Below are 13,207 nucleotides of genomic sequence, written 5' to 3' on the forward strand. Positions count from 1 at the left end.
TGAAACACCTATCAATAAAGGGCTTCAATGTTTTCTAAAAAAAATTAAATATTTCTGGGAAAAGGGAGTTTGTACCAACCTGAACCAAGCCTTTTGGCTAATTCTTTCTGGATTGAGTCTTTGCTTACATTTCTCCCGTTCGCATTTTTATGCCCTAATTCTTCTAGTCGAACCTCCAACTGTTCCGCATAAAACCCTGCTTGACTTATAGGAAATTTATTCTTTAAATCTTGAAGCTCAAGATACATTGCTTCTTGCCAAGATTTAGCCTTTTCTTTTATTTTTAAAACATGGCCAGATTCAGAGTTAAACCCCCGTAGCATTTTTTCCTTTCTTTTATTGATTTGCTCAATTGTTGGCATTGGCGCGTACTCTTCGACTTGATCAGGCGTTAAGCCATGATTCATAAAGCCTGCTTTTTGCTCAAATGCCATGAGATTTTCGCGGGTAGTAAAAACTTCATTAAAGTTAACAGGATCCAATTCAGCAGACCTATAGAGAATTTCACGCTGCCGTGGATCCACTTCATTAAGAATTTTTGCAACCTCAATAAATTTAGCCTCTTTACCTAAAAAAGAAATTTCATCTATTTCAATCTGGAAATCACGATTTATACTCATCATTTCTATTTGTAACATCGGTTGCTTAAATTCACCATTCGCCTCCATTGGGTACTGATCAATAAGCTCAAACCCTAACTGATCTATTTCATTTTCAGTTACACCGTGCTCAGTTTCACTAACGCTATCTCTACAAAACAGCCTATCCCATAAACGCCAACCATCTTTAAAAGGCGGAACTGTTCTGTTACTACACATAACGTTTACATGACATAAAAAGTAATTCGCGTTGTATAAAAAGTGAAGCTCCTGTTCATCGTGATATTGTGTAATTAATGTTGCGAACTGGTCTAAACAATCTTTATCTTTCGGTTTGCCAATTTGGCCAAACCCCCAACGATAGAACAAAAAATCAAAGTTTGGGTAAATAGGTATAGGGGCATAAAAGTTACTCATACGCGAACCTCAAACCACCAAAGACAAAGCACCGGCCTGCCTTATGGTGATCTATCAAATTTAAGCCAATACCACGCCCATTAAGCGCGGCTGTTTATGTATTACCGTCTATTGCGGTCTATTTCATTATGATAACGGCTTAAATAAATAATTGGGGGCGCAAATAACCGGCTATTTTTGAATAAGGCGAACGCCACTAACTGGCATAGGAATACAGAAAAGAAAACGACAACCGGCCGCATAGGTCCTATGTTGGACTGGTTCGATAAATACTACCGACACCTAGAAACAAAAACGCCCCACTACTATAGGCGGGGCGTTCTCTTTCAATTTAACATAACGTAGCACCATATTAAGCCGCTATACTAATCAAACCACCGTCCTAGAATTCTAGAAATGATACCTACACCGGTTTCACCCGTCTTTGATAGACGCTGAGCAAAGAAATAATTCTTTACCGCAAAGAACGCTCCTACAAGCCCTAAAACAATACCTAGATACTCAACCCAGTGAATACGATGCTCAAGCACTAACCGCAAAGCACCGCTTAATGGTGATTGAGTTGAGCGACTTTCAAACCAGTTCTCTAACCAGATAGGAACCATCCAATAGAAGAGAATAAAGAACACCGCCCCCATTAACGCGGAACCCCACCAAGGCAAACGATTGCCTACGGCTACCGAATCCCGAATTAAAGCACCGGCTGAATTTCTACTTCTTCTACGATAACGGCGGGCCATTGGCTTACCTCTCTATATTGGCTTCAAAACCAAGAAACAAAAACGCCCCTCGATGGGGGCGTGTTATCGTACTACTTTGGTTCTGCGAACACCGGCTTTTGCCCAGCTTCCCTTGGCAAAAATATACCTTTTATGCAGTCATGATTAATTATCGCTATTTGAATATGACTTCCTGTATAGAACTTAGCCCCATTATAGACTTCATCACCTTCAATGAATACCGCTCTTACTGAATCAAATGGTGGATTCCCTATTTCTTCCCAAAGAGTACAAGCATGGCGAATAACAGCACAATCCAATTCTCTCTTACTCTCGTCTGTATCACTTGGATAAAATTTTGCATTGACCGGCATAGTCTTCCCTTCCTGCGCCAGGATGTCTTTCAAATCTTCATAGGCAACAGGTAAAAAATCAATGTACCTTTGATCTAGCAAATCCATACAGTTACCTAACTCAATAACAGAACCCAAAACAAATGGGTCTTTAATGCTTGACTCTTTGCGTTCACTGTCTTTTTTAGCATACTGCTTAGCCCGTTCAAGGTTATTTTCCCAAAAATAAATACCTTGACCTAGCCAATCGTAGCTATTGTTGCTGTGCAAAAATTGATCTTTGTGATTTAGAATATTTAGAGCGGCTTCCCTATCAATACCATGGAAGCCATAAATAACGGCAGGTTTAGAGTTATACAAATTTTTATGTACTTTTTAACTTACTTTTTATAAAGAAAAGACACTGTAGAACTATTATTGTAATTCTGTGTATATGTTGTATTTATCTGTATTTTTGCATGTCTACTGACATTCCGAATAGTAGTAAAAAATTCATTTACACTCTCATCTTCATCTAAGATTCGGGACTTTTTCAAAAGGCGAATACGTTCTTCATGAGTGCGATTCTTTGCATTCTCTTGAACACGCTTTGTAAGTTCTGCAATGGATAGCATTTAACGCCCCCTTACTAGTTAAAAGCTTTAATAAACTATATTACACACGATAAGACTCTATTAGACAAGAATTAAACCTGTATTAAGTCTTACCATAGCTACTAAACAAACATACTCGGGGGCGTTATAAAACGGTTATTCAACGACTACACGCCATTAGTGTACTTATCAATCCTTTTAACAAAAACAAGGCCGTTAATAAAGGCGGGGCGGCCTATCTTAATTTAACATAACGTACCACTCTATTAAAAACGCGCTATTTTATTATCAAAATTCCAGAAAGTTCCCACCGTTCCCACCACGGAAAATTTAGGGGGAACCGCTACAAGCCCCGCCACGTCTGCCGGTTCCCACCATTCCCACCGTTCCCACCAAAAAACGGGGTATTACAAAACACAGGCACAAAAAAGGGGCTAACTTGCGCCCCCTATTGATAAACCTAGCTTATTAGACTGCTAACTTTTTAGCTTGCCATGTATTGGCACCACATCAGCACCGGCTTTAATGCTATCTAGGTGATCCGCCCAAACTTGCATCATTTTGATACGCTCAGCTAGGTACTCAGCCTTGTTATAGGTGCCACGTACTTTATTGCCCTCTTCATGGGCTAGCTGTTTCTCGATATGGTCACGATTAAATCCCATTTCATTTAGCAAGGTGCTAGCGGTATGCCTAAAGCCGTGGGCGGTCTGTTTGCCGTTATAACCAAGGCGGTGCAAACCGGCATTAAGACTCTGTTCACTGAATGACTTACTAAAGGTTCTAGGGCTTGGAAACACATAGCGGCTTTTCTCGCTGTAATCCTTGATACTCATAAGCAACCGCTGAACCTGTTTACTCATTGGCACCACATGGGGGCGGCTCATTTTCATACGTTCGGCCGGTATGGTGATGATATCCGCGTAAAAATCCACATCAGCCCACTCTAGGCCCGCTAATTCATCCGGACGTAAAAAGATATAAGGCTGAACCAATAAAGCCGTTTTAACGCTTATATGACCCTTATAGTTTTCTAGGTCGTTTAATAGTTGGTGCAGGTCTTTGGTAGCGGTCAAAAATGCAAAGTTCTTTCTAACCGGTGCTTTAAAAATATCCGTAGGCAGATCACGAACCGGATTAAACGCACAATGGCCCATACCTACCCCATATTGCAGAATAGCGTTAGCGAACTGCTTAACCTTGCGCAAGGTTTCCAGTTTGCCGGTGGCCTCAATCGCTTTAAAGGCATCGCGGGCAATTTCGGGGGTGATCTCTTCTAATGGATAGTTACCAAGGTTCGGCAGTAAATTACCCTCGATGCGTTCGCGGTTCTTTTTAGCCGTGTAGTAGGTCCACGATTCCGACTTGTAGAGGTGCCATTCTTCAAACAGTTCTTTAAAGGTCATACGACTGGCTAAGCGCTCTTTCTCTTGCTCAGCGGCTTTAACTTCCTGCTTAGCGGCTTGTTTCTGTTCGTTAGGGTCAATGCCACGGGCTAAGAGTTCTTTTGCTTGGTCGCGTTCCATTCTGGCAAGCGCCAAACCGACCGCGGGATATTCACCAATAGTAAAGACTTGCTCTTTCTTGGTCAGGGGGTGACGGTAGCGGAACCGGAAAAACTTAGCACCGGATTTACGCACCTCTAAATATAAGCCTTGGCTGTCAGTTTCCTTGTAGACCTTATCAGCCGGTTTTAGTCTCTTGATTCTGGTATCAGTAAGCATCGGCTCCCCCTTTGTTCTGATTTGCTTATAGCGTTTTGAACGGGTAACGATAAAACGACAAAAGCGGGTAACACCTAGAAGAAAAAACGGATAACGCTAAGTGTTACCCTCAATATTACCCGCTTTTTTCGGAGCTTGCACGATTCAGAATAGACCGTAAAATACAGCAATAGACGCTAAGTTATTGATTTTACGTTCTTACAGACACAAAAAAGCCCGTGCTAGACGGGCTAATTTATAAATATGGTGGCTACACCGAGATTCGAACTTGGGACCCCATCATTATGAGTGATGTGCTCTAACCAGCTGAGCTATGTAGCCATAAATGTGGTGCGTATTATAAAGACTGGCGACCAGCTGTCAACCCAATTTTTAGAAAATTTTAAATAAAGCGGATTATTTTTTTCCAACCCTACTCTACACGACAAAACGAGGGGATCAGGCAATCCATTCGAGCTCCAATTCCATTCATTCACACGCCCCTCCCTGCCAGTATCACGCGCAAAACATCACCGTTTACAGCCACGTCAGCTTAACAACTTTTAATAGCAATTGATTAATTGGGATTATTTTCCCAAATATATTGATTTTATATTTAATGGGAATATAATCCCAAAACATGAAAGAGAAAACACTGAACACCATCAATCGCAATATCACCAAACTATTGCGTCCATTGGTTCGAATCCTGATTCGCCAAGGCATTCCATCGTCACACCTGGAATCCCTGGTAAGAAAGGCGTATGTTGACGAATCTTTTGCTCTGAACGAAGCAAAAGGCGGCAAAACAACCGTCAGCAGCGTCGCCGCTCAAACCGGACTATCCCGAAAAGAAGTTAAACGACTCAAAGAACTCCCGGAAAGCGATGCTCAACGGCAACAACAGAAATACAACCGTGCAACCCGGGTTCTTAGCGCATGGGTTCATCACGATGCCTTTATCGATCAAGACGGAAAACCTCTTCCACTGAATTTATCCGATAAAGAACCGAGCTTTGCACAACTGATTAAAAAATTCAGCGGAGACATCACGGTTAAAGCGATGCTTGACCAGCTGACTTCTGCCGGCTGTATTCGAGTCGAAAACGATCAAGCCTATCTGCTTAAGGTGTCTTACCTGCCTGCAAACGACCAAGAAGAACTCATCAAAATTCTCGGGGCCGATACCGCTGAGTTGCTCGACACCATCGACCACAACATAAACACTGCGCTCTCGGAAGATAAGCGCTACCAGAGAAAAGTTTCCACCAAACATCTGGATGTTAAACACCTGCAAGCGTTCAAGGAATTGAGCTCAGAACAGGCCCAGTCTTTACTGCTCTCCTTGGATAAATGGTTATCCGAGCACGAAGCCGAGGAACCAGAAAACGGATGCTATGTCAGCTTAGGCATCTACTTTTACGAATCGACAAATGAATTGAAAAAAGGAGACGCAAATGACATCTCTAATTAAACGCCATCGCCTCAAACTCACCACTCTAAGCGGCGCGCTCGCTCTGGCATTGACCGGGTGCGGCGGCGGGGGCACAGCAGGCATTGGCGGCACGGGCTACATTTCAACCGGAACCATTACCGGCTTCGGTAGCGTCATGGTCGGCGGCGTCAAATACGAAACGGATAACGCAGTTTTCGAAGTCGATGGCAATACAGTTGATGCAACCCAGGACGATCTGAAAGTGGGGATGGTCGTGCGCGTCGAAGGGACGATTAATGACGATGGAATCAGCGGGACGGCAACCAAAATTATCTTCGACGACGATCTACAAGGACCTATTGCCAATTTGGCGGTAGATCCAAATGACCCTGACATCACGACTTTCACCATTTACGGCACAACCGTTATCGTCAAACGAACTCGCACAGAATTCGATGATGCCTTGACCTATGCCACTCTGGCAAACGACATCCCGGTAGAAGTCAGCGGCTACTACAATGCCGACGGCGCACTGGTTGCCACCTATATCGATGATAAAAATGATGCCGAAAGCGACAGCAACGAATTCAAAATCAAAGGGGAAATCACAGCTCTTGATACAGACAACGGCACTTTTGTCATCAACGGACAACAGATTCAGTACACCGATCAAACCGATCTGGACGACGACATTAGCGCTCTGGCAAACGGCCTGACTGTTGAAGTCGAAGGACTAATCGATGGCACATCCGGTGCGCTTATCGCATCTGAAATTGAGTTTGAAAGCCCTGATGATTACTTGCAAGGCGCATCCGACGACGATGAGTTTGAACTTGAAGGCTACATTGAGAATTTCGACGGCACCAACTCAACCTTCACTTTACACGGCATTACGGTTGACTTTACCGGCGTGGAAATCGAATCCGACTTTATCTCGCTGGCTGACAACGTCTGGGTGAATGTCGAAGGCTTCCTGCAAGACGGAGCCTTAATCGCCACGGAAATCGACCTGCGCGACTCAGAAATCGACTTGGACGGAACCGTTAAATCGACAGACCTTGATGCAAACGGCGTTGGCAGCTTCGTGCTTACCGTAGCTGGCTCGGATTTAACCATCTATACCGGCTATGCGACCTCTTTTGATGATAGTGACGACCACATTGATAACCGCCAGTTGACTGTCGGCGAGTTTATCGAAGTCGACGCCTATCGCACTGCCGACGGCGAACTCTTTGCACTGGAAATCGAACGCGACGATGAAGGCAGTAGCTCCGACGATGGTTCCTATGAATTCCAGGGCATCTATGAAGGAACGGTTGACTCCGAAATTACGGTTTCAGGCGTCACCTTCACAATCGACACCAGCGGAACCAATACGCTGTTTGAGAACGACGAGCTCAGTGGCCCGCAGAGTCTTAGCGAACTGCTCAGCTACGACACGACAACTCAACCGAAACTGCTGCTGGATCTTGACTATGATAGTAACGGATTTGTTAGCAAGATCGATGTCGAAGATACTGAGGACAACTAAGCAGTCGTCCGCAATACGGAATGGCCCGACACACAGTTGGGCACATCTCATTACTGCAATAAAAAAGGGAGCCTATCGCTCCCTTTTTTATTATCGAGACAAGGAAATCCACTCTTCCCGAATAAAACCCTTATAACAACAAAACGGCCAAACCGCAGTCGATTAAAACGCTATCCACCTAGTTGCAGATTCCCGTTTAACCTTTATGCCGTTTGACCGTTTAAAATGCTGATCAATTCCGTAATCAGACGATGCTACTGCGCTTAGACATTGAAACGGAAATGCATCACATCACCGTCCTGAACAATGTACTCTTTCCCTTCCAAACGCTGCTTACCGGCCGCTTTCGCTCCGGCATCCCCTTTACAGGCAACGAAATCTTCATAGGAGGTCACTTCGGCACGAATGAAGCCTTTTTCAAAGTCGGTATGAATCACACCAGCCGCCTGCGGCGCGGTTGCGCCCTTCTTAACCGTCCAAGCACGAACTTCTTTAACACCGGCCGTGAAATATGTCTGCAGACCAAGAAGATCGTAGGCAGCACGGATAACACGGTTCAAGCCCGGCTCTTCCTGTCCCATCTCTTCCAGGAAATCCGCTTTATCTTCGTCGTCCAACTCGGCGATTTCCGCTTCAATCGCGGCACAAACCGGCACCACGACCGCGCCTTGCGATTCGGCAATTTCGCGCACTTTATCCAGAAGAGGATTATTTTCAAAACCATCTTCATTGACATTGGCGATATACATCATCGGCTTAATGGTCAGAAGCTGAAGATCACGCAACAGTAGCTTTTCGTCGTCAGTTAGTTCAACCAAACGAATCAACTTACCGTCTTTGATTTCATCCAGAACACGCTCATACAGAGCTTGACGGGCTTGCGCTTCTTTATTACCGCTCTTACCTAGCTTTGCTTGTCGTTGTGCATTTTTTTCCAGCGATTCCGAGTCAGCCAGAACCAGCTCCATATTGATAATTTCAATATCGCTCACCGGATCCACCTGACCCGCCACATGCACGATATCGTCGTTTTCAAAACAGCGAACAACCTGCACGATTGCATCGGTTTCACGGATATTCTGCAGGAACTTATTCCCCAGACCTTCACCTTTTGAAGCACCTTCTACCAAACCGGCAATATCCATGAAATCCACCGTTGCCGACAGTACGCGCTCCGGCTTAACGATTTCCGCCAACGCATCTTCACGAGGATCTGGAACCGCCACAACACCAACATTTGGATCGATGGTACAGAACGGATAGTTTGCAGACTCGATTCCCGCATTCGTCAAAGCATTGAACAGAGTGGATTTACCAACATTCGGCAAACCAACAATACCGCATTTAATTGCCATGGAAGTCTCCTCGTGGGCAGATAGGGATAAGTAAAAAGTAGATTAGGATTTGGTGTGCAGCGTCATCATCGCTTTTTCAAGCTGACCATTTACCAGCTCAGGCACAACTTTCGAGGCTGCATAACTGGCGTCATCAATCAGCTGTCGATCGCTTTTGGAAGGTGCCTTAAGAACATAATCGACAACCTGGTCACGATGACCCGGATGACCGATTCCCAGGCGTAGTCGAAGGAACTCCTTGCCCATTGCAGCAATCGTATCGCGCAGACCGTTATGCCCGCCGTGACCGCCGGCTTTCTTCAACTTCGCCGTACCTGGCGGCAGGTCCAGTTCATCATGCACAACCAGAATCGATTCGACCGGAATCTTATAGAATTTGGCCAGAGCCGAAATCGACTGGCCGCTGCGATTCATAAACGTAGCGGGCTTTAGAAGCCAGAAATCCAAACCGTTGGACTGGACTCGCGCCGCTTCACCAAGAAATTTGGTCTCTGGACGAAATACCACACCGTACTGACGTGCTACTTCGTCCACAAACCAAAAACCAGCGTTATGTCGGGTTAAATCATATTTGTCGCCCGGATTACCCAAACCGACAATTAATTTAATCTGTGACATAAGCGCTGGCTCTCGATCTAAAGGTTAAGGGTTAATTAACCTTTACGCTTAGGCTTACCGATGTTTACAACTGCTTGGTCGTAGTCAGTGTTGCCGTGAGTCAATGCAGTCAGGATAACACCTTCAGGCATGTTCAACTCAGATAGACGCATGCTGGTACCGGCTTCCATTTTAGAAACGTCAACTTCGATTGACGCTGGAAGGTCTTTCGCCAAACAACGTACTTCAACAGTAGGCTGTAGGAAAGACATAAGGCCACCCATTTTCACACCAGGAGCAGCTGCTTTACCGTTGAAGTTAAGCGGAACTTTCTTAGTGATCATCTTGTTATCAGACGCACGCTGAAGGTCCATGTGCGCAACATCGTTAGTAGCAGGATGACGCTGGATGTCTTTTACGACAACCTGCTCTGCATCACCACCTTGAACATCAACAGTAACAACTGTGTTGAACAGGTCTACGTTTTCAAAAACGTGTGCAATGAAGTTAGCGTCGAAAGCAATTGAAGTTGCTGCCTTGTCACCACCGTAGATGATCGCTGGAACCTTACCAGCTTTACGAAGGCGGCGGCTCGCACCTTTCCCTTCTTCAGAGCGAATTTCTGCAGTCCAATTTTGGCTCATTGTTTTTTCTCCAATAGGATCAAGATCATAAAGATCGGATCAATTAACAAAACTCATGTTCGCGACCAAACACAAGCAAAGCGCGGATTATACTAAAAACGGCAGAAATTTCCACAGATTTTTCAACACCTTGCCGCATTTCCAGGCAAATAATTTATTTTGCGATTGCCGAAAAACAAAAAAGCGCCTATTAAGGCGCTTTTCACGGGATGCGGATACGATCAGTGCGACATCAAAGCAGTCACCGACTCTTCCTGGTTAATGCGGCGAATCGTTTCACCCAGAAGTTCGGCGACAGACACTCGACGAATCTTCTCGCAATGCAGTGCAGCTTCGCTTTCAGGGATAGAATCGGTTACTACCAACTCTTTCAATACAGAACCTTTAACATTGTCTACAGCCGGACCAGACAGTACCGCATGCACAACATAAGCGGACACACTCTTAGCACCGCGATCCATAAGTGCTTGCGCTGCTTTACACAGCGTACCGGCGGTATCGACCATATCGTCGATAATGATACAGTCGCGACCTTCGATATCACCAATGATATTCATAACCTGGGCGACATTCGCTTTAGGACGTCGTTTATCGATGATCGCCATATCGGCATCAATCGCTTTCGCAACGGCACGCGCACGCACTACCCCACCCATATCCGGCGAAACAATCGTGACATTTTCCAGATCCTGATTCTTATGCATATCTTCGACCAGAAGAGGCGATCCGTAGATATTATCAACCGGAATGTCGAAGAAGCCTTGAATCTGGTCGGCGTGAAGATCAACCGTTACTACACGGTTAGCACCGGCAATAGTAATCATATCAGCAGCAAGACGAGCGGTAATCGGAACACGCGCCGAGTGAGGACGACGATCCTGACGGGCAAACCCGTAATAAGGAATCACAGCGGTAATACGACCGGCTGACGCACGTTTTAGCGCATCGATCATCACCAGCATTTCCATCAGATTGACGGCTGGTTCCGGAGTACAAGTCGGCTGTAAAACATACACATCTTGTCCACGAACAGATTCTTTGATTTCAACCATGATTTCGCCGTCACTGAAACGACCAACGTCTGCTTTGCCGAGGGGGATATCTAAATACTGAGAGATCTTTTCTGCTAGACTGACATTTGCGTTTCCCGCAAAAATCATGACATTTTTTGTAGCCATTTAAGGCACTCCTGTTCAGAGGAAAAAATGATTTGGGGAATTCGGAAGGTAGATAATGGCAGGGATAGCAGGATTCGAACCTGCGGTACACTGGATCAAAACCAGATGCCTTACCACTTGGCCATATCCCTGTATATCTGTGTCGTTGAAGACAGGTGCGTATGATACAACGATTTTTTAGAAGTTCAACACTTTTTTCGAAAAAATCGTTATTTTTTTAACCCCATCAGAGCAACTTATCATTATTCCACCTTCTCGATCCACTCCTGTAAAGTTGTAAACTCTTGATTTAACTGTTGCTCTTCGCGGTAACGCTGCCAAAGGGCCTCTGCATCACTGCGCATGCCAGCCATCCAATAAGCGCGAATCAGGTGTTCCATCACCACCTCATCTTCATTAACGGCAAACGCTTTGCGCAGAAATTCCACCGCCTTAGCGTACTCTTTAAGCTGATAGTGAACCCAGCCCATACTGTCGAGAATGAAGTAATTATCCGGATCAAGTTCCAGCGCTCGGGCAATCAGCTTCTTCGCTTCGTCCAGCTGGATATGATTCTCTGCATAATAATATCCCAAGCCGTTAAGAGCATCGACATTGTCGGCATCCAGTTCCAACAGACGCTGCATATTGGCAACATAGCTGTCGTAACGCTCAAGCTGAAAATACAAATTACCCTGTTCCAGCAGCGCACGCTGATTATCCGGTTCGACTTCCAGTAACTCCTGCAAGACATCGACCGCCTGCGAGTACTGTTTCTCATAGCGATAGAAAATGGCTTTGGCCAAAAGCACCTTTTTCAGACTGGCAACATTACTGGTATCAACACTGTCCAACGCTTCGAACGCTTTGGCGAGATCGCCCTGAGTGAAATAGATTTCCGCCTGATGCAATAACGAATCGGTCAGATACGCCGGAGAATAAACTTTCTGAAAATATTCAAGCGCCTCATCGAGCTGCTGCATATTCTGCAGTACATACCCCATATAATAGGTAGCGATATCCTGATAGGCCGGCACCTGCAATAAGATTTCCAGCAATTCTTTCGCCTGCTGGTTCTGATTGTTTTCCAATTTCAACAAAGCCAATGCAAAGCGCGCCGAGTGCTGTTGAGGATTTTTATCGATAATCGATTGATAGCGTTGTTCGGCCTGCTGCACCATACCCGCCTGAACTTCCAGACGCGCCAGCTTTTCCTGCAGAGAGATGCTTTCCGGATCCTTGTCGACATACTGGCTGAACTGAGCCACCCCTTCCTGATACTTCTTCATCTGCAGGTAGAGTTTGGCAATCAAGTCATAGATACTGTCTTTCTGCTCCAAGCCATCAAAAGTCAACGCCTTCTGAAAAGCCTCCAAGGCTCTGGGAAACTCCTGCCTTGCCATCAAAACCGTTCCGAGCCCCAGTTGACTCGACCATTGATCAGGGTAACGTTCGGCAATCCGCTGCATAAATTCGGTCGACGCATCCACATTGCCGATCATAGCGGAGCCCAGCCTTTGAGCTGCCGTCAGAATATCCTTATCTAAAGGATCCGCTGACAGATCCGCATAGGTCTGCCACTGCTGCAGCGCACTGTCGACATCGCCGCTACGCAGGCTTAACACGAAACTGGCCCGCCAGACCACCGGTTCTTCCGGCTCGATCGAACGCCATAAAGAAGCCGCTTGAGCAATATTTTCCGGTTGATAGGTTGCCATAGCGACTGCAAAGGCGCGACGAGCCAGTTCGGCTTCACGCGTTTCATCCGCGAGCTGATAATAGGTATCGAAAGCGTCTTGACCCAATCCGCGTTTAAGCTGCATCTCCGCCCGCAAAAGCAAAAACATCTGCTCCGCCGTCAGAAGATGGTCGGCAATGACATTGTGTTTGACTTCATCCTCTTTCAGGATTTCGTCCATCGCTTTCTCTTTACTCACTTCATCCATCGGAACCGACGGTGCCGCCTGAATAAATTGACTGCTGGAGGCACAGCCCTGCAACCCCATAATACCGGCACAAAGCATTAAGGCGCCCGGTAAGCGTCCCAAAGCGAAAGGTTTCAACCTGAATGTCGGCAGAGCTGGCACACAAAACTTCATAGTAT

12 protein-coding genes and 2 tRNA genes are annotated in these 13,207 nt (G+C 45.7%); 2 read left to right on the plus strand and 12 right to left on the minus strand.

What is annotated here, in order from left to right:
* Positions 1–44: 44 nt before the first annotated feature.
* From HQN79_RS10215 to HQN79_RS10240, 6 genes are all read right to left on the minus strand, one after another.
* On the minus strand, positions 45–1,016 hold the full coding sequence (locus HQN79_RS10215; protein WP_173286202.1) for a hypothetical protein: 972 nt from the start codon (positions 1,014–1,016) through the stop codon (positions 45–47).
* Between the two features lie 365 nt (positions 1,017–1,381).
* A complete protein-coding gene (locus HQN79_RS10220; protein WP_173286204.1) occupies positions 1,382–1,756 on the minus strand; it encodes a hypothetical protein in 375 nt (124 codons plus the stop codon).
* Between the two features lie 71 nt (positions 1,757–1,827).
* Positions 1,828–2,448 (minus strand): hypothetical protein, encoded by a 621-nt coding sequence (locus HQN79_RS10225; protein WP_173286206.1) that lies wholly within the window; start codon positions 2,446–2,448, stop codon positions 1,828–1,830.
* A gap of 20 nt (positions 2,449–2,468) precedes the next feature.
* Positions 2,469–2,702: a hypothetical protein gene (locus HQN79_RS10230; RefSeq protein ID WP_173286208.1), complete on the minus strand. Its 234-nt coding sequence runs from the start codon at positions 2,700–2,702 to the stop codon at positions 2,469–2,471.
* A gap of 455 nt (positions 2,703–3,157) precedes the next feature.
* The gene (locus tag HQN79_RS10235) at positions 3,158–4,405 is read right to left on the minus strand and encodes a tyrosine-type recombinase/integrase (RefSeq protein WP_173286210.1); all 1,248 of its coding nucleotides are present in this window, start codon (positions 4,403–4,405) and stop codon (positions 3,158–3,160) included.
* Between the two features lie 244 nt (positions 4,406–4,649).
* Positions 4,650–4,726: transfer RNA gene (locus HQN79_RS10240), tRNA-Met, on the minus strand.
* A gap of 298 nt (positions 4,727–5,024) precedes the next feature.
* Between HQN79_RS10240 and HQN79_RS10245 the strand changes: the two genes are divergently transcribed.
* Together HQN79_RS10245 and HQN79_RS10250 are read left to right on the plus strand one after the other, a co-directional pair.
* Positions 5,025–5,858: a DUF6502 family protein gene (locus HQN79_RS10245; protein WP_238843358.1), complete on the plus strand. Its 834-nt coding sequence runs from the start codon at positions 5,025–5,027 to the stop codon at positions 5,856–5,858.
* Complete coding sequence (locus tag HQN79_RS10250; RefSeq protein WP_173286212.1) at positions 5,842–7,350, plus strand: DUF5666 domain-containing protein; 1,509 nt, start codon at positions 5,842–5,844, stop codon at positions 7,348–7,350. Before HQN79_RS10245 ends, HQN79_RS10250 begins: the two co-directional genes overlap by 17 nt.
* A gap of 263 nt (positions 7,351–7,613) precedes the next feature.
* Here the strand turns inward: HQN79_RS10250 and ychF are convergent, their stop codons facing one another.
* The 6 genes from ychF to HQN79_RS10280 form a co-directional block, all read right to left on the minus strand.
* The gene (gene ychF, locus HQN79_RS10255; RefSeq protein WP_173286214.1) at positions 7,614–8,705 is read right to left on the minus strand and encodes a redox-regulated ATPase YchF; all 1,092 of its coding nucleotides are present in this window, start codon (positions 8,703–8,705) and stop codon (positions 7,614–7,616) included.
* 42 nt (positions 8,706–8,747) lie between these two features.
* Positions 8,748–9,323 (minus strand): aminoacyl-tRNA hydrolase, encoded by a 576-nt coding sequence (gene pth, locus HQN79_RS10260; RefSeq protein ID WP_173286216.1) that lies wholly within the window; start codon positions 9,321–9,323, stop codon positions 8,748–8,750.
* A 35-nt stretch (positions 9,324–9,358) separates the two neighbouring features.
* Positions 9,359–9,946, minus strand: coding sequence for a 50S ribosomal protein L25/general stress protein Ctc (locus HQN79_RS10265; RefSeq protein ID WP_173286218.1), 588 nt, complete (start codon positions 9,944–9,946; stop codon positions 9,359–9,361).
* 221 nt (positions 9,947–10,167) lie between these two features.
* Positions 10,168–11,124: a ribose-phosphate pyrophosphokinase gene (locus HQN79_RS10270; RefSeq protein WP_173286220.1), complete on the minus strand. Its 957-nt coding sequence runs from the start codon at positions 11,122–11,124 to the stop codon at positions 10,168–10,170.
* Between the two features lie 56 nt (positions 11,125–11,180).
* Positions 11,181–11,255 (minus strand) — tRNA-Gln (locus HQN79_RS10275).
* A 111-nt stretch (positions 11,256–11,366) separates the two neighbouring features.
* Entirely contained in the window at positions 11,367–13,202 is a 1,836-nt protein-coding gene (locus tag HQN79_RS10280) for a tetratricopeptide repeat protein (protein ID WP_173286222.1), read from the minus strand.
* Positions 13,203–13,207 lie beyond the last annotated feature (5 nt).

The organism is Thiomicrorhabdus xiamenensis (assembly GCF_013282625.1).
Classification (GTDB): domain Bacteria; phylum Pseudomonadota; class Gammaproteobacteria; order Thiomicrospirales; family Thiomicrospiraceae; genus Thiomicrorhabdus; species Thiomicrorhabdus xiamenensis.

Coding starts and splice junctions, on each gene's coding strand:
- HQN79_RS10215 (WP_173286202.1), bottom strand. CDS start 1,016: ATGAGTAACTTTTATGCCCCTATACCTATTTACCCAAACTTTGATTTT.
- HQN79_RS10220 (WP_173286204.1), bottom strand. CDS start 1,756: ATGGCCCGCCGTTATCGTAGAAGAAGTAGAAATTCAGCCGGTGCTTTA.
- HQN79_RS10230 (WP_173286208.1), bottom strand. CDS start 2,702: ATGCTATCCATTGCAGAACTTACAAAGCGTGTTCAAGAGAATGCAAAG.
- HQN79_RS10235 (WP_173286210.1), bottom strand. CDS start 4,405: ATGCTTACTGATACCAGAATCAAGAGACTAAAACCGGCTGATAAGGTC.
- HQN79_RS10245 (WP_238843358.1), top strand. CDS start 5,025: ATGAAAGAGAAAACACTGAACACCATCAATCGCAATATCACCAAACTA.
- HQN79_RS10250 (WP_173286212.1), top strand. CDS start 5,842: ATGACATCTCTAATTAAACGCCATCGCCTCAAACTCACCACTCTAAGC.
- ychF (WP_173286214.1), bottom strand. CDS start 8,705: ATGGCAATTAAATGCGGTATTGTTGGTTTGCCGAATGTTGGTAAATCC.
- pth (WP_173286216.1), bottom strand. CDS start 9,323: ATGTCACAGATTAAATTAATTGTCGGTTTGGGTAATCCGGGCGACAAA.
- HQN79_RS10265 (WP_173286218.1), bottom strand. CDS start 9,946: ATGAGCCAAAATTGGACTGCAGAAATTCGCTCTGAAGAAGGGAAAGGT.
- HQN79_RS10270 (WP_173286220.1), bottom strand. CDS start 11,124: ATGGCTACAAAAAATGTCATGATTTTTGCGGGAAACGCAAATGTCAGT.
- HQN79_RS10280 (WP_173286222.1), bottom strand. CDS start 13,202: ATGAAGTTTTGTGTGCCAGCTCTGCCGACATTCAGGTTGAAACCTTTC.